This is a genomic window from Streptomyces sp. DSM 120436, assembly GCF_055778765.1.
Genome location: NZ_JBSKBS010000001.1, coordinates 4,602,903 through 4,617,402, shown reverse-complemented (window position 1 = coordinate 4,617,402; position 14,500 = coordinate 4,602,903). Strand labels below are relative to the sequence as shown.

The 14,500-nt window shown below is 74.5% G+C and carries 15 protein-coding genes and 1 pseudogene; 8 read left to right on the top strand and 8 right to left on the bottom strand.

Annotation, left to right across the window (positions count from 1 at the left end; translation table 11 throughout):
* Window positions 1-68 precede the first annotated feature (68 nt).
* Entirely contained in the window at window positions 69-1,223 is a 1,155-nt protein-coding gene (locus ACWH4W_RS20510) for a hypothetical protein (RefSeq protein ID WP_473077164.1), read from the top strand.
* Window positions 1,224-1,361: 138 nt separating this feature from the next.
* Here ACWH4W_RS20510 and ACWH4W_RS20505 read toward each other — a convergent pair whose 3' ends face one another.
* Window positions 1,362-2,891 (bottom strand): hypothetical protein, encoded by a 1,530-nt coding sequence (locus tag ACWH4W_RS20505; protein WP_473077163.1) that lies wholly within the window; start codon window positions 2,889-2,891, stop codon window positions 1,362-1,364.
* Between the two features lie 249 nt (window positions 2,892-3,140).
* Between ACWH4W_RS20505 and ACWH4W_RS20500 the strand changes: the two genes are divergently transcribed.
* From ACWH4W_RS20500 to tgmB, 3 genes are all read left to right on the top strand, one after another.
* A complete protein-coding gene (locus ACWH4W_RS20500) occupies window positions 3,141-3,464 on the top strand; it encodes a YkvA family protein (RefSeq protein ID WP_473077162.1) in 324 nt (107 codons plus the stop codon).
* A gap of 120 nt (window positions 3,465-3,584) precedes the next feature.
* The gene (tgmA, locus tag ACWH4W_RS20495; RefSeq protein WP_473077161.1) at window positions 3,585-3,776 is read left to right on the top strand and encodes a putative ATP-grasp-modified RiPP; all 192 of its coding nucleotides are present in this window, start codon (window positions 3,585-3,587) and stop codon (window positions 3,774-3,776) included.
* Window positions 3,777-3,792: 16 nt separating this feature from the next.
* A complete protein-coding gene (gene tgmB, locus ACWH4W_RS20490) occupies window positions 3,793-4,776 on the top strand; it encodes an ATP-grasp ribosomal peptide maturase (RefSeq protein WP_473077160.1) in 984 nt (327 codons plus the stop codon).
* 42 nt (window positions 4,777-4,818) lie between these two features.
* Here tgmB and ACWH4W_RS20485 read toward each other — a convergent pair whose 3' ends face one another.
* Both ACWH4W_RS20485 and ACWH4W_RS20480 read right to left on the bottom strand, forming a co-directional pair.
* Window positions 4,819-5,034, bottom strand: coding sequence for a hypothetical protein (locus ACWH4W_RS20485; RefSeq protein WP_473077159.1), 216 nt, complete (start codon window positions 5,032-5,034; stop codon window positions 4,819-4,821).
* 93 nt (window positions 5,035-5,127) lie between these two features.
* The gene (locus tag ACWH4W_RS20480) at window positions 5,128-5,601 is read right to left on the bottom strand and encodes a hypothetical protein (RefSeq protein WP_473077158.1); all 474 of its coding nucleotides are present in this window, start codon (window positions 5,599-5,601) and stop codon (window positions 5,128-5,130) included.
* Window positions 5,602-5,780: 179 nt separating this feature from the next.
* Between ACWH4W_RS20480 and ACWH4W_RS20475 the strand changes: the two genes are divergently transcribed.
* On the top strand, window positions 5,781-6,809 hold the full coding sequence (locus ACWH4W_RS20475) for a GlxA family transcriptional regulator (protein ID WP_473077157.1): 1,029 nt from the start codon (window positions 5,781-5,783) through the stop codon (window positions 6,807-6,809).
* On the opposite strand, the gene ACWH4W_RS20470 is transcribed toward ACWH4W_RS20475, so the two are convergent.
* From ACWH4W_RS20470 to ACWH4W_RS20460, 3 genes and pseudogenes are all read right to left on the bottom strand, one after another.
* Window positions 6,765-7,022: a DUF5133 domain-containing protein gene (locus tag ACWH4W_RS20470; protein ID WP_473077156.1), complete on the bottom strand. Its 258-nt coding sequence runs from the start codon at window positions 7,020-7,022 to the stop codon at window positions 6,765-6,767. The genes ACWH4W_RS20475 and ACWH4W_RS20470 overlap by 45 nt on opposite strands.
* Before the next feature lie 210 nt (window positions 7,023-7,232).
* A pseudogene (locus tag ACWH4W_RS20465) lies at window positions 7,233-7,523 on the bottom strand (ABC transporter ATP-binding protein); the annotation flags it as partial.
* Window positions 7,524-7,625: 102 nt separating this feature from the next.
* Entirely contained in the window at window positions 7,626-8,483 is an 858-nt protein-coding gene (locus tag ACWH4W_RS20460) for an aldo/keto reductase (RefSeq protein ID WP_473077155.1), read from the bottom strand.
* A gap of 836 nt (window positions 8,484-9,319) precedes the next feature.
* Here ACWH4W_RS20460 and ACWH4W_RS20455 point away from each other — a divergent pair.
* From ACWH4W_RS20455 to ACWH4W_RS20445, 3 genes are all read left to right on the top strand, one after another.
* Entirely contained in the window at window positions 9,320-10,210 is an 891-nt protein-coding gene (locus ACWH4W_RS20455; protein ID WP_473077154.1) for a Gfo/Idh/MocA family protein, read from the top strand.
* A 334-nt stretch (window positions 10,211-10,544) separates the two neighbouring features.
* Window positions 10,545-11,750 carry a glycoside hydrolase family 64 protein gene (locus ACWH4W_RS20450; RefSeq protein WP_473077153.1) on the top strand — a complete coding sequence of 402 codons (1,206 nt, stop codon included), beginning with the start codon at window positions 10,545-10,547 and terminating at the stop codon, window positions 11,748-11,750.
* A 200-nt stretch (window positions 11,751-11,950) separates the two neighbouring features.
* Window positions 11,951-12,157 (top strand): hypothetical protein, encoded by a 207-nt coding sequence (locus ACWH4W_RS20445; protein WP_473077152.1) that lies wholly within the window; start codon window positions 11,951-11,953, stop codon window positions 12,155-12,157.
* Between the two features lie 116 nt (window positions 12,158-12,273).
* Here ACWH4W_RS20445 and ACWH4W_RS20440 read toward each other — a convergent pair whose 3' ends face one another.
* Both ACWH4W_RS20440 and ACWH4W_RS20435 read right to left on the bottom strand, forming a co-directional pair.
* A complete protein-coding gene (locus ACWH4W_RS20440) occupies window positions 12,274-12,753 on the bottom strand; it encodes a DUF5709 domain-containing protein (protein ID WP_473077151.1) in 480 nt (159 codons plus the stop codon).
* A gap of 116 nt (window positions 12,754-12,869) precedes the next feature.
* Entirely contained in the window at window positions 12,870-14,363 is a 1,494-nt protein-coding gene (locus ACWH4W_RS20435) for a hypothetical protein (protein WP_473077150.1), read from the bottom strand.
* Window positions 14,364-14,500 lie beyond the last annotated feature (137 nt).

The window sequence follows — 14,500 nt, the reverse complement described above, 5'->3', positions numbered from 1 at the left end:
GGCGTCCCGTCGTCCGGCGCGGGCGACGATACTGAGGGCAGCACGTGCCCCCGCTGACGACTGGACCCATGCCGATCTCTGCCACAGCCCGCCCCACCGTCCCTCCCACCGTCTGGGCGACCCGCGGCCGCCACGTCGGGGGGCGGGCCGACGAGACGCTCCGGCGCAGCCTCTCCGCCCTGAAGGACGCCGGGCGCATCGACGACTTCCTGGAACTCCCGGCGGAGGACACCAAGCCCGACCTGGTGTTCGAGTCCCGGACACGGGTCGGTGACGGGGTCACGGTCCGCGCCCGGCTCACCCTCGCCCCCGCCAGGGGGAAGGGGCCCGAGCGGGACTGGCTCCTGGTCGCGGAGGCGGAGCAGCCCTGGGACCGCTCCTGGCCGTCCCCGGTCACCCTGTTCTGGCCCTCCGAGCCCGACGCCGGCTGGAACCACGACCCCGCGTCCGGACTGCGCCCCGGGGAGATCAATCCGCTCCCGGAGGACGACAAGGACGTACGGCGCCGACTGCGGGACTGCGCACGCGACCCCTGGTACATCCACGTGGTGGTGCACGAGGCGATGACCCCGGACGAGCGCGGCCACGTGCCGCTCGCGCACTGGCTGCCGCCCGGACTGCGGCACCGGGTCGTCGAGCACCGGGCCACCCCGCAGCAGGCGCGGGTGACGAACTGGGCGCTGCGGGAGTTCGGCGTGGAGGTCCCCCGGGGCGGCGCGGCGGTGCTGCCCGGCCGCCCGGCCCCCGAGGGGTACGAGCCGGACGCCTTCGCCGTGCGCGCGGTCTTCCTCGACGGCACGGAACCGGCGGACCTGGTCGACGCGGTGGTCCGCTACGACGCGCTGCCGAGGGAGCTGCCGGAGCAGGCCGCCCGGGCGCTGACCGCCCTGCGGGAGGAGTGGCACCTGCTCACCCTCGCCGAGGAGCTCGAGCGGGAGCGGGCGCTGGTGGCGATGTACGCCGAGGCGCTGGACGCCATGACGAAGTCCCGCGACCTGTACCGCGAGGCCGCCGAGCGCGCCCACGAGGCGCTGGCCGCGTACCGGGAGGCGGGCATCGCCGCCCCTTCCCCGGCCCAGCCGCCCGGCCCCCGGACCCCGGCCCCGTTCCAGCACCTGACCCGCACGCTGGAGCGCCTGAAGGCGGGCGGGTCCCGGCGTGCCCGCTCCCCCCAGGAGGACACGGACGCGGCACCGGAGCCGGAGCCTTCGGACAACCGGTGAGCCGGCCGCCGTGACCGAGAGGGCGTGCCGGAACAGGTTCGGCGGGGTGCGGCGTGTCCGCAGCCGGCCACAGCGGGGGCGGTGGACGGGGGCGGGGCTGACACGGCCCCCCTCCACCGCCCGCGACGGCTGCGGGAGTCAGTCCGTGGCGTGGTGGGGTTCGGCGGGGGGCCACGGGGACCAGCGGGTGCCCGGGGCCGGAGCCGCCACGCGGACCACCAGGGCCACCAGGGCCACCAGTGCCGCCGTGATGGCGGCCGACGTGGCGAGCCAGGCCGGCGCGAGGGCGAGGCCGACCGCCCTCGGCAGGGCCGCCTCGGAGAACGAGCCTCCGTAGGCATGGGCGGCGGCGAGCAGGGATGCCGCCACGATCCCCGAGGCGAGCGCGGCCACCGCGGGGCGCACGACGAGGATCAGCGCCAGCACCGTGCACAGCACCGACAGGCCGACGGCGAGGACGTGCACGTCGAGTGACACGCCGTCACGTTGCAGCGGGAAGTGGGTCACCGCGCAGACGGCGAGGGCCACGGCCGCCAGCCAGCTCGTCCAGATCGCCGGCCGGGCGACGGGCCGGAACGCGCGGGCGGCGGCGCCGGGGCGGCGGGCCGGACGCGGCGTCCGGCGGGCGGCGGGGCGGGGGCGCCCGGCGCGCAAGGCGCCCCCGCGGGGGGCCGCGGCGCGCTCGGCCTCGGGGCGGGGGCCCTGCTGCCGCTCCTCTTCCGGTCCTTCCCTCTCCCGCGCGGGCCGCGCCTCGGCCGCGGCCGCCCGGACGAGGTGCTCGGGGGGCCGGTGGGCGGCCAGACGGTCGATCAGTTCGACCAGTTCGTCGACGGAGCGGCCGGTGGCGGCGGCGCGCAGGGCCTCCTTACGGCAGTGCGGCGCGAGGGGCTCGTTGTGCAGGAGTGCGACGAGGAGAGCGACGTCCTCCACCGAGCGGTGGGCGGCGGCCGCGCGGATGGTCTCGTCCGCGCCGGCGGCGTCGCGGGGAGGGCGGGTCAGCAGGGCGACCAGCCGGGTGACGTCCTCCACGGACCGGTCGACACCGGCGGCGCGCAGCGCGTCGACGACGGCACGGGTGTGTTCGGGCGACCGTTCGAGCGCGGTGATGAGGTCGACGACCTCTTCGAGGGGGCGGTCGGACACGGCGGCGTGCACCAGGTCGGTGACCGGGTCGGCGTAGGGCCGCCCGGTCGCGCCCGCCGCCTCGACCGGCGGACCGGCGGGCATCCGCGCGTCGTGCGCGTCGCGTGCGTCACGGGGTTCGCGCGGCTCTCCCGGCTCCCTCGGGGTGGGGTTGTCCACCGGATCCACCGGATCGACCGTCGCCACCGGGTCACGCGGCCTTCCCGCGCCGACGGGTCCGCGGCGCCGTTCGACCGGATCGCGTGGGTGGTTGCCGTGCACGGGATCGCGGGAGTGGTGCGCGTCGGCCCGAGGGGCCGGGCGGTCCGCCCCGGACGGATCATGCGGGCGTGCGGTGTCCGCCGTCGGGTCCGCCGCGTACCCCGGGTCGGCCGGAACCGGGTGCTCCGCCGTCCGGGTGCGTGCCCAGGCCGGCTCGGTCCGGTGCGTGCCGGTCGCGGTGCCCGTCGCGCCGGCGGGCGGAACCGCGGGCGGGTCGACGGGTATGCCGGATTCGTTGGAGGAGGATGACGAGAAAGTGGTCATGATCGACTCCACGGGAAGACTGATGACCATTACTAGGCTCCCCCACCGCGTGCTGCCACTTGGTTGAGCCGCAGGGATGACCTGCGGCGATTCCGTGTTTCGGGTGGTGTTCACGGGGCAACGGTCGCGTGCGCGGCATGGCCGGTCCCCGCCGCCTTACCGGGGCCCGGAGCGGGAATCCGTTTCCTTGAGGACTGTGTCGCGGTGCGAGGCCGCGGCACGCGGCTCACCGGGAGGAGGGCAGTGCGCTTGGACACGACCACCGTGGTGTGGGGCGTCGCGGTCCTCGCGGCCGTGATGCTGGCCGGCGCCGTGGCCGTGCTGGTCCGTCTGGTCCGCACGCGGCGGGAGTTGCGGCGGGCGGGGCTGCCCACCGGGCCCCGCTGGGTGTTCTGGGGCGCGGTGCTCTATCTGGTGCTGCCGGCCGATCTGTTGCCCGATCCGGTGTACCTGGACGACATCGGCGTCCTTCTGCTCGCTCTGCGCACCATGCGTGGCTCCCTCGGCGCGGGGGTGCCCGGAGTACCCGGAAGGCGGTCGGGCCGACAACTCGCCGATGATTACGCTCCGTAAGGAAACCAACCACCCGTTCGATTCGTATAAGTCTCTGGAAGCCAACGCTAGTCGGCGGACCAAGCGGCGGCGCACAGAAGGCCGTTGCCTGATCGGCGCAGCACCGACGAGGGAGAGACGATGCAACCGTTCGCGCTCAACTACGCCCGTCCGGCGGTGGAGTTGGCCGTTGCCACTCCGTATGTGTATGACTCCGGACTGCAGTTGAACGTCCTCGGTGACGGGCGGATCGCGGCCTGCGACCACGCCCTGTTGCGCGAGGTGGGGACGACGACGTCCACCGCGGGCTCCAAGACCCACTTCGACGACTGAACGCGGACCGTAGACCATGACCGTGCTGATCCTCACCTGCGAGGAGGATGTGACCGCCGACATGGTGGTGGTCCATCTGAACGGCGCAGGGGTGCCGGTGGTCCGCCTCGACCCCGCCGATCTCACCGGGGGCGTCTCGTTGTCCGGCGAGTACGTCCACGGCCGGTTCCGCGGCCATCTGTCCGCCGGCGGACGGCTGGTGAGCATCGGCGGGCTGCGGTCGGTGTGGGTACGCCGGCCCGGCACCCCGGCCGAGCGCGCGCCGCAGCCGTCCGCGTGGCTGACCGAGGAGGCGTCGCAGGCGCTCTACGGCATGCTGCGCGGCTGCGACGCGCGCTGGATGAATCACCCGGACGCCGCGCGGCAGGCCCGCCACAAGCCGTGGCAGCTGCGCCTGGCCCAGCGCTGCGGACTGCCCGTGCCGGCGACGGTGATCACGACGTTCCCGCGCGCGGCGCGGGAGTTCGCGGAGCGCTTCCCGGACCTGGTGGTCAAACCCGTGTCCGGGGCGCATCCGCAGGACCCGCCGCGGGCCGTGCCGACCAGCAGGGTGCCGCCGGACGCGGACTTCTCGACGGTGGCCTACGGGCCGACGCTGCTGCAGCGGCGGATCGCCAAGCGGGCCGACATCCGGCTCACCGTGGTGGGCGACGTGCTGCTGGCGGCGCGCAAGGCGACGGCGCCGGACGCCGACCCGGAGGTGGTGGACGTGCGGTTCGCCGCGCCCGGACCGCCGTGGGAGCCCGCGGAGGTCCCGCCGCGCACCGCGGCCGCCGTGCTCGGCTACATGCACCGGGCGCACCTGGCGTACGGGGCCTTCGACTTCGCCGAGGACGCGGACGGGACCTGGTGGTTCCTCGAGTGCAACCAGTCGGGGCAGTTCGGGTTCGTCGAGGTGGAGACGGAACAGCCGATCGCGCGGACCATCGCGGAGTGGCTGTCCCGTCCCGTGCCCGAGGAGCCCGCGGAGCTGGACGGGACGATCACCACGGCGCGGTGAGCTTCCCGCCGCCGCGCCGGGCGGGGGCGGAGCGGGCGCGGGTCAGTGCGGCCGGGGCCCGGGCAGCAGGGCGGCGCGGTGCCAGCCGTTGCCCTGGGCCGGCGGCCGGTCGGGGCCGGAGCCGTAGCCGGGCGACTGCAGGGGCCGCATGACCGACTCCAGCTCCCGGTGCACGCGTTCCGCCTCGCGGCGGACCTGTGCGGGCACGTCGCCGCACTCCGCGATGAGTCGGTCGTAGATGGGGGAATCTCGGAACACCCGACAACGTGCCTTTCTGCTCGGCGGTCCCGGTGCGGGACCGCGACTGCCGAGTGTAGGCGGCCACCGGGGGTGACGTGGGCGTTCCGGACGTCAGGCGCCCGTCGTGGAACCGGGCCGGACGATCATCAGGACGGTGACGGTCGCCCAGAGCAGGTTGAACACGCCGGTGAACATGGCGAGTTGTACGGTGCTGCGCCGTTCCACGGGCCTGCGCTCGGTCACCTGCGCGACGAGTTCGTCCTGGCGGGGGAGCACGAGGGCGATGAGCGTACCGGCGGCGACCGCGGTCAGGAGGACCGAGGCGACGAGCCAGGCGTCGCCCAGGACGCCCATCGCGAGGGCGGTGGCGAGGCCCAGCACCGGCACGAGCACGCCGAAGCCCGCGTAGACGCGGCAGATGCGGTGCAGCAGCCGCACGGTCCCGGCCGTCCCCGCGCCGGGATCGGACCCGTCCGCCGGGGCGGCACGGCGCACGGCCGGCGGGAACATGCTGGCGGCGACGGTCACCGGACCGACGGCGATGATGGCGGCCAGGACATGGAGGGACAGGAGCAGCTTGGTCACCGGGACTCTTCCTCGACATGGGCGGTGGGATGCCGGGCTCACGCTAGGGTCCGTCGCGGCGGCCGGACAGCGGCTGGATCGACAGTTCCCCACGGGTTCCCGCCAACGTCTCCGACCAGGTACGCATCGCACCGGCACGGGTGAGGACCCGTGGCGGGAACCTGTCTAGGGTGGCGTTCATGCACTCCGTGGCGATCCTCGTTCTGGACGGTGTGGTGCCGTTCGACATGGCGGCCCCCCTGCAGGTGTTCGACTTCACGCGGCTGCCCGACGGGCGGTATCCGTACCGCGTCCGGCTGTGCGCCGAGCGGCCGGAGGTGGCCGCGGACGGCGGCTTCGCACTGCGCGTGGACCGCGGGCTCGAGGCGCTGGCCGACGCCGACACGGTGATCGTCCCGGGGCGCGCCCCGGGCTCCCCGCCGCCCTCCCCCGAGGTGCTCGCGGCGCTGCGGGAGACGGCCGCGGCGGGCACCAGGATCGCGTCGGTGTGCGTGGGCGCCTTCGTGCTCGCGGAGGCGGGGCTGCTGGACGGGCTGCGCGCCACCACGCACTGGGTGGCCGCCGAGGAGTTCGCGCGGGCGTATCCGCGGGTGGGGGTGGAGCCGGACGTGCTCTACGTGGACAACGGGCGGATCCTCACCTCGGCCGGAGCCGCCGCCGCGCTGGACATGTCCCTGCACATGATCCGCCGGGACTTCGGTTCCGCGGTGGCGGCGAACGCGGCGCGGATGTCGGTGATGCCGCTGGAACGGGAGGGCGGGCAGGCCCAGTTCATCGTGCACGAGCACCCGCCCGTGCCGCGCGGCTCGGACCTGGAGCCGCTGCTGGAGTGGATCGAGGACAACCTCGCGCGCGAGGTGACGCTCGCGGCGATGGCGGCGCGGGCCGGGATGAGCGAGCGCACCTTCAGCCGCCGCTTCCGCGAGCAGACCGGCACCACTCCGCTGCAGTGGCTGCTGCGGGCCCGGGTGCGGCGCGCCCAGTACCTGCTGGAGAACAGCGACCACACGGTCGACCGGATCGGCCGGCAGGCGGGGTTCGGGTCCCCCACCGCGTTCCGCGAGCGGTTCCGCAAGGTGGTGGGCACGACCCCGTACGCCTATCGCAGGTCGTTCGAGGGCGGGCGCGCCGCCGGCGTCCCGGCGGGCGGCCGTCCCCCGGGCTCAGACGGCCAGCGGCAGACCGCTCTGCCCGTCCGTCCGGGGTGACCGGCAGAGGTCGGTCCGGGCCCGGGCGAGCAGGTCGTCGGCGCGCGCGATGGCGTCGTGGACGCCGGCCGTGCCCATCATCGCGCAGAGCCTGCGGGTGACGTCCTCCAGTTCCCTGGTCACCGCCGGGTTCTGCCGTTCCGCCTGCGCGATCCGCAGCGTCGCATACCGCGTCAGCAGCCGCCTGACGGCCTTCGGATCCGGTACGAGCACGTAGCGCCCCTCTCGTGTTTTTCGCTGCGTATGCCCCACAACGACGAAAGCACGCACTTCCCGCGCCCCACTGATCGATATTGACCGAAAATATTCGCTCTGCGACCGGACCATGGGGATGAGTGACCGTTCGAGCCGCCTGACGGCTTTTCAGGCCACCTGACCGCCGTGCAGCGCCGTGTACGCGCCACCGCGTCGCAGCGGACGCCACCCGTACGGCAGGCGGACGTACAGCACGGGCAGCGGACAGTCGACCGGCAGGTTGACCACGATGACGCCGGTGCTGGTCCACAGCCGGGAGACCGGCCGGCGCTGGACGACGGTGTCGATGACGGACGCGGTGATCAGCGGCAGCAGCCGGACGGGGCTGCGCTGGACGGTGAAGACGACGACGGCCGCGGCGAGCCGGCCGCGGTCCGCGCGGAGCAGGCAGCCGAGGGTGCGCACCGGATGCTCGCCCCGGCAGCGGTGGTCGAGCGGTCCCGCCTGCGGCGATGCCATGGGCGGTGGCCCTCCCTGGGAACCGGCGGGCCGGCGCGGAGCCGCCCCCGGGACGGCCCGCGCCCCGCGCCCGTCGGGGGCGCCGGGCGCGTGAACGGCTGCTCAGGCCGCGTCGAGTTCGGCGATCTCCTCGGCGCTCAGCACGAGGTCGGCGGCGCGCACGGAGTCCCGGACCGACTCCGGACGGCTGGCGCCCGGGATCGGCACGACGACCGGCGATCTGGCGAGCATCCAGGCCAGGCACACCTGGTGGGCGCTCACCCCGTGCGCCTGCGCGACACGCGCGAACGGCGCGTAGGTGGAGCCCAGTTCACCGGCCTTGGCGATGCCGCCGAAGGGACTCCAGGGCAGGAAGGCGACACCGAGCGCGTCGCACAGTTCCAGCTCCGGCTCGCTGGAGCGGAAGGCGGGCGAGAACTGGTTCTGCACGGAGACGAGACGCCCGCCGAGGATCTCCCGGGCCTCCCGGATCTGCTCGGGGCCGGCGTTGGAGATGCCGGCCATGCGGATCTTCCCCTCGTCGAGCAGGTCGCGGAGGGCGCCGACGGACTCGGCGTACGGGACGCGGGGGTCGGGCCGGTGGAACTGATAGAGGCCGATCGCCTCCACGCCCAGCCGGCGCAGGGACGCCTCGCAGGCCCGCTTGAGGTGCTCCGGGCTGCCGTCGAGGGTCCAGCTGCCGTCGCCGGGGCGCAGGTGCCCGCCCTTGGTGGCGACCAGGACGTCGCCGCCCCGCTCGTGGGAGGCGAGCGCCTTGGCGATCAGACTCTCGTTGTGCCCCACCTCCCCGGCGTCCCGGTGATAGGCGTCCGCGGTGTCGATCAGGGTGACGCCCGCGTCCAGGGCGGCGTGCAGGGTGGCCAGGGAACGGGACTCGTCGGGTCGCCCCTCGATCGACATGGGCATCCCGCCCAGTCCGATCGCGGAGACCTCGACCTCACCGATACGACGCGTGTGCATGTGCGAGAAGCCCCTTCCGGCTGTCGTGCTGGCGGTCGTGGATGCGCGTACCAGCCTCGTCGCCCCGTGCCCGGAAATCCAACGCGGAAATCCGAACGGATTCATCGGGGCGGTCACTGGATCGGCCGGCCCTTCACACCGCTTCGCCGTGGCCGGCGTCCCCGTCTCCGCGCTCTCCTCCACCTCCGGCACCGCGCTGCCCCGTTCCGGGAGGCTCCGACGGTCCCGCTCCTCCATCCGCACCCCGACGTCGACGGGAACGCCCGGCAGGCGATGGGGGTACTGCAGGAAGGTCTTCGGCGGGGAGGCGAGCCCGCACCCCTTCGGTGAGGCCGGCGGCGCCGGGAGGGGCACGCCGACACGCTCATGCACGGCACGCTCACCACCACCGACGGCTCCACGGCCATGGGTTCGGACATGCCGCCGGGCATGGAGCACTCCTCCGGCGACGACTTCGCCGTCAGCCTCAGCGGCGGGGAGGAGGGCACGCCGCACGGCCACCGGGACAAGCCGCCCGACGGCGGCCGGGTGCCGGTGCCGCTGGAGCGGTGGATGCGGGGCGACGTCCTCGGCAGGCGCGCGGACCGTTTCGGCACCCCGTGGACGGTCGACGACCAACGCGTGCGAGGGCCGAGGGTGCCGACCCGGCCACGAACGCGGCTCACCCGCCCGACATCAACGCGCGCGAGGGCTGAGACCGCGGCCGCCGGGCGAGGCGGCCGGCGGTTGACACGGCGTTCCGGCGGGGATCATCGTGCAGGTCTGGCGCGCGCCGGCGGGGCGCGGCGCGGAGATCGGCCCGGCGGCGGACGGCGCCCCCGGGGAGAGGCGGCGGCATGCGGATCGGACTGCTCGGCACCGGACCCTGGGCGCGGGCGGCGCACGCCCCCGCGCTGAGCGGCCACCCGGACCTGGACTTCACGGGCGTGTGGGGCCGCCGGCCCGAGGCCGCCGGTGAGCTGGCCACGGTGCACGGCGTCCGGGCGTACGAGGACGTCGACGCGCTGCTCGCCGACGTGGACGCGGTCGCCGTGGCACTGCCCCCGGACGTGCAGGCGGAGCTGGCGGTGCGGGCCGCGCGGGCGGGACGCCATCTGCTGCTGGACAAGCCGCTCGCGCCGACGGTGGCGCAGGGACGTGCGGTGGTGGAGGCCGTCGAGGCGGCGGGGGTGGCCTCCGTGGTCTTCTTCACCACCCGTTTCCAGCCGGAGCCACAGGCGTGGATCGAGGAACAGGGGCGCGTCGGCGGCTGGTTCACCGGGCGGGCGCAGTGGCTCGGCGCGGTGTTCACCTCCGGGGACGACCCCTTCGCCGCCTCGCCCTGGCGTCGGGAGAAGGGCGCGCTGTGGGACGTCGGTCCGCACGCCCTGTCCGTGCTGCTGCCGGTGCTGGGTGAGCCGCGCCGGGTGACGGCGGCGGCGTACGGGCCCGGGGACACGGTGCACCTCGTCCTCGACCACGCGGGCGGCGCGTCGAGCAGCACGACCCTGAGTCTGACCGCTCCCCCGGCCGCCGCGGGCGCCATGGTGGAGCTGCGGGGCGAGTCCGGGGTGACCGTGCTGCCGGAGGCCGGGCAGGACGCCGTACCGGCGCTCCGCCGGGCCGCCGACGCGCTGATCGCCGCGGCCGGCTCCGGTACGCCCCATCCGTGCGACGCGGCGTTCGCCTTCACCGTCACGCGGATCCTCGCCACCGCGGAGACGCTGCTGCACAGCGGCACGCACTGAGCACCGGACGGTACGGCGAGCGCGGAGCGGCCCCGTCGCCGGCACCGAGCGGAGTGCGGCCGGTGCGCTGCGTGCCCGGCCCGTCGGGACCCGCTTAAACGATCCTTAAGGACCGGTTAAGCGATCGTGCGCGCTGTGTCGCCCTTTCAAGAAGGCGCAGGTCAGCGAGGGTTGGGGACAAGTCGGACCCGTTGGCGGACCCGGTCCCGGTCCCTAGCATCAGTGCCGCGTGCTGGTCCCGACGCACGACCTGAGAGCGCTCTCACATGCCTCCCGGGCCGGTCGGCCGGTGCGCCCCACCGCAATCCGCACGAGCATTCCGGAGATCCCCCACATGACTCCTCGGCACCAGCGCACCCTCGGCCGTCGCAGGCTCCTCCTCACCCTCGGCGGGGCCGCCGTGGCCCTGCCCGCCGCCGCGGTGATCGCCCCCCACGCCCTCGCCGGCCAGTCCGGTGAGCGCCGGTCCGGCACGAAGACGGCCGCCTCGCTGCCGCTGACGATCGTCAACGACAGCGGCTCCTTCGACAACGCCTCGGTGCACCTGTACGTCGTGGGCAACGCCGACGGCCGCCAGGTCCGGCTCACCCCCGACGGCACCCTCGCCCCGATCGATCTCGCCGACAACGGCCCGGACGGCTTCACCGACTACGCCATCAGCCTGTCCGGCAACGAGACAACGCTGTCACTGCCGCACATGTCCGGCCGCATCTACGTCGCGCTCGGCGAGAAGCTGAGGTTCAAGGCCGTCGCGGACGGCAACGGCGCGCCCGCGTTGCAGTACCCGGCCGGGTGGGTCTCCTCGGACCCCAACTACGGCGTGCTGCACGACTGCGCCGAGTTCACGTACAACTCCGCCGGGCTGTTCTGCAACACGACCATGGTCGACATGTTCAGCGTGCCGTTGAGCATCCGGCTCACCGGCGCCGGGGAGCAGACCACCGGCACGGTCCGCCCCGGGGGCCGCGCGGCCGCGTTCGCCGCCGTCAGGGAGACGGAGGCGTTCTCGCGGCTGGTGGTGGACGACACCCGGATCATCGCGCCCGGTCACGGCCTGGACGCGGGGCTGTTCGCCGAGGACTACCTCGCCCCGTACATCGACGAGGTGTGGAGCACCTACACCGGCCGGGACCTGAGGGTCACCACCAACGCCGGCACCTTCACCGGCCGGGTGCGCGGGGGCCGGTTCACCTTCGACGGGCCCGCCCGGGTCGCTTTCGACAAACCGTCCACCCGTGACGTGCTGTTCTGCGACGGCGCCCTGGCCGCACCGAACGACGGCACCACGGGCCCGGTCGCCGCGGTCCTGGGCGCGGGTTTCAACCGCTCGACGCTGCTCAGCCACCCCGAGCAGCCGATCACCGACCCGGCGGAGTTCTACCTGACCGAGCTGACCAACCACTACTCCAAGGTCATGCACACGGTCACCGAGGACGGCCGGGCGTACGGCTTCGCCTTCGACGACGTGGCGGACTTCGCCTCGTACATCCAGGACACGGCTCCGACCGCCCTGCGGCTGACGCTCACGCCCTTCGAGTGAGCGGGGGAGGTTTCCCCGGGGCCCGGCACGGTACCCCGGCATGCACGGGGAGGCTCCGCACCCAAGGGCCGCCGCGGGCGCTCCACGGCGGGCGTCACGGCGCTCCGGATGCACGGCGGGCCTCCGCGGTGAAGGCTGGATACGGGACCCGGCGCCCGGCGCCGGGCCGTACCAGTGATCCGGACCCGAGGAGCCCGAAGATGTCGACGTCCCAGCCCGACGCGTCCCGGCAGAGCGAGGACCGCGTCACCCCGGACAGCCTGCTCCACACCCGCACCGGCAGCGAGGTGTCGCCGGAGGACCTGGTTCTCGCCAGCGGCAAGGACCTCACCCCGCAGAACCTCGAGTGGGCCAGGCGGAAGCTGGCCGAGGAGGGTCCCTCCGCGATGGAGAAGATCCTTCCGTAAGTCACCCCGTCGCCTTCTCCCCGCTTCCTCGGCAGCGGGACGCCGTCGGGCCCGGTGCGCGCGCTGCGCACCGGGCCCGACGGCGTCGTCCGGCGGTGCGGGGTCCCCGTCCCCGCCTAACGGTCCTCGGGCAGCTCGGTCTCGTCCTCCACGACGTGCATGGCGGCCTCCTCCGCGCCCGCCGCGCCGCCGTCGATGCCGACGTCGTCGGCGACGGACTCCTTGGTCGTATCGGGGTGCGCGCCCTCGTCCGGCGCGACCAGGCGTCCCGCGCGCTCGGCGCCCGCCTCCGGGTCGACCGGTTCGCCCTCGCCGCCCGGCAGGTCGCCCACGCCGTCGCCGGCCGGCGCGGAGGTGTCCGGCACCTCCTGGGCCAGCCGTTCGTCCAGGGTCTCCCCGTCGTGCTGCTCGGCGGCCGTGACGCCGTGCTTGTCGACGCCCATCGTCTTCTCCGGCGGCGAGTAGCCCTCGTCGAGCATGTCGTCGTAGTCCCGCTCGTCGAGGGCGTCCTGCATGTCGAGCGGGGCGCCGTCCTCCTGCTGCTCGTTGGTCCCGGTGGGCTGGTAGACGTCGTCCCCCATCGGTTCGGAGCCCATGGCGTCCTCCCTGTCGCGCTGCGTCGGCTCGTGCCGTCTCGGATGTCAGATCCGCGTTTCCCGTCAGCCGGTCCCTAACCCCGTGAGCCGCCTCACCTGCGGGAAACCGGTGGATCTCACTCCCGTGGCGCGTCCGGACCCGGCGCGACGCGGATGTCGTAGTCCTCGATCCGGTGGACGGGCCAGGTCCGCGCGTAGGCGTGGGGCCTGCTGCCGACACGGGTGATCTCCGCGACCGGGACGCGCTCGGCGGTGCGCCGGATGTCCGCGGCCGTCATGTTCTCGTTGTTCCCGGCCGTCGCGCCGGAGGAGCAGCCCGTGTAGTAGCCGATGGGGATGGACTCGTGGCCGGTGATCAGACAGGGCGGGCTGACGCCGAGCCGGTGCAGTCCCTCCGCGGTGCGGGCCCACTCCTCGCGGCCGGCGGCGGAGCGGTTCACCGTGTGCACCAGCACGGTCAGCTGCACCACCAGGTGGCCCGCGAGCCCCAGCGCGACCACCGCCCGGACGGCCGGCCGCCAGCGTCCGCGCACCGCCGTGACCAGGTACCACAGGGCGTCGGCGACGGGCAGGGCGAGCAGCGCGTAGGCGGGCTGGAGGAAGCGCGGCGCCGCGTACTCGATGGTGAACAGGTACGGCAGCGCGGCGGTGGCGGCGCAGGCCAGCGGCACCGCGGTGCGCAGGGCGCGACGGGCGCGCACGGCGACGACGAGGCCGAGCACGGCGAGCAGCGGCAGCACGAACCACCACAGGGTGATCACCGGGTGGGGCATCGATCCGGTGCAGGGGCGGCACAGGGTGCGTCCGCCGAGGCTGCGGAGTTGGTCGTCGACGGCCATGTGCAGACCGAGTCCGCCCTGGATGCGGGAGGCCTCGGCCAGCCGCTCGCCGAGGCCGCCGAACGACGCGTACGCCTCGATCACCCACGGCACCCCGCCGGCCAGCAGGCCGCCGACGAGCGCCGCCAGGAGGCGCGGGCCGCGGCCCGCCGCCGCGAGGACGAGCAGCGGGATCGCGACGTAGACGGCGTCGGTGGGCCGCATCCACGCCATCAGCGCGGCGCCCGCCACGACGGCCCACAGGGCGCCCCTGGACGACGGGTCCCGGCGGTGGCGCAGGAACGACCCGACGGCGACGAGCGCGCCGACGGCCACCCAGTAGTTGGGCATGGCCTGGGGGCCGTAGAAGAGGGTCACCCACAGGAAGGCGAAGAAGGCGCCGGCGGTGACCAGGACGCGGGTGGGGAACAGGCCGCGCCAGGCGCGCAGGGCGAGGTACAGCCCGAGTCCGGAGAGCAGCGCGAGGTAGGTCCGCAGCAGCACGGTGGAGTCGGACCAGGACGCGACGGGCGCGACCAGCAGGGAGACGCCCCGGGAACGGGGGGCGCTGAAGAAGGCGGCCGGATGGTGGGCGGTGACCTGGCTGGTGTAGACGATCTCGTCCCACCCGAGGCCCAGCGTCGGTCGTACGAGGACGAGTTGGGCCAGGGTGAAGACGGCGGCGAGCACCGCGAGCGGCCGTGCGTCGTGGGCGGTCCACGGTCCGGCCGGCCGTGACCGCTCCTCGTTCCGCCGGGTCACGGTCGGCGGGGCTCCGGCGCCGTGGGTCATCGTCCGTCCTTCGCTGCCGCCGGTCCTGGGTGCCGTCTCCCTCGGGCCGCAAAGGCCCCGTGCCGTGAGGAACGTGAGGAGGACGGAGGGAGGGAAATCATGGCCAAAGCTAACCCGGACCGGTCGGCGGCGCAGGC

Coding starts and splice junctions, on each gene's coding strand:
- ACWH4W_RS20445 (WP_473077152.1), top strand. CDS start 11,951: ATGTCGACGTCCCAGCCCGACGCGTCCCGGCAGAGCGAGGACCGCGTC.
- ACWH4W_RS20455 (WP_473077154.1), top strand. CDS start 9,320: ATGCGGATCGGACTGCTCGGCACCGGACCCTGGGCGCGGGCGGCGCAC.
- ACWH4W_RS20475 (WP_473077157.1), top strand. CDS start 5,781: ATGCACTCCGTGGCGATCCTCGTTCTGGACGGTGTGGTGCCGTTCGAC.
- ACWH4W_RS20510 (WP_473077164.1), top strand. CDS start 69: ATGCCGATCTCTGCCACAGCCCGCCCCACCGTCCCTCCCACCGTCTGG.
- ACWH4W_RS20440 (WP_473077151.1), bottom strand. CDS start 12,753: ATGGGCTCCGAACCGATGGGGGACGACGTCTACCAGCCCACCGGGACC.
- ACWH4W_RS20505 (WP_473077163.1), bottom strand. CDS start 2,891: ATGACCACTTTCTCGTCATCCTCCTCCAACGAATCCGGCATACCCGTC.
- tgmB (WP_473077160.1), top strand. CDS start 3,793: ATGACCGTGCTGATCCTCACCTGCGAGGAGGATGTGACCGCCGACATG.
- ACWH4W_RS20435 (WP_473077150.1), bottom strand. CDS start 14,363: ATGACCCACGGCGCCGGAGCCCCGCCGACCGTGACCCGGCGGAACGAG.
- tgmA (WP_473077161.1), top strand. CDS start 3,585: ATGCAACCGTTCGCGCTCAACTACGCCCGTCCGGCGGTGGAGTTGGCC.
- ACWH4W_RS20450 (WP_473077153.1), top strand. CDS start 10,545: ATGACTCCTCGGCACCAGCGCACCCTCGGCCGTCGCAGGCTCCTCCTC.
- ACWH4W_RS20460 (WP_473077155.1), bottom strand. CDS start 8,483: ATGCACACGCGTCGTATCGGTGAGGTCGAGGTCTCCGCGATCGGACTG.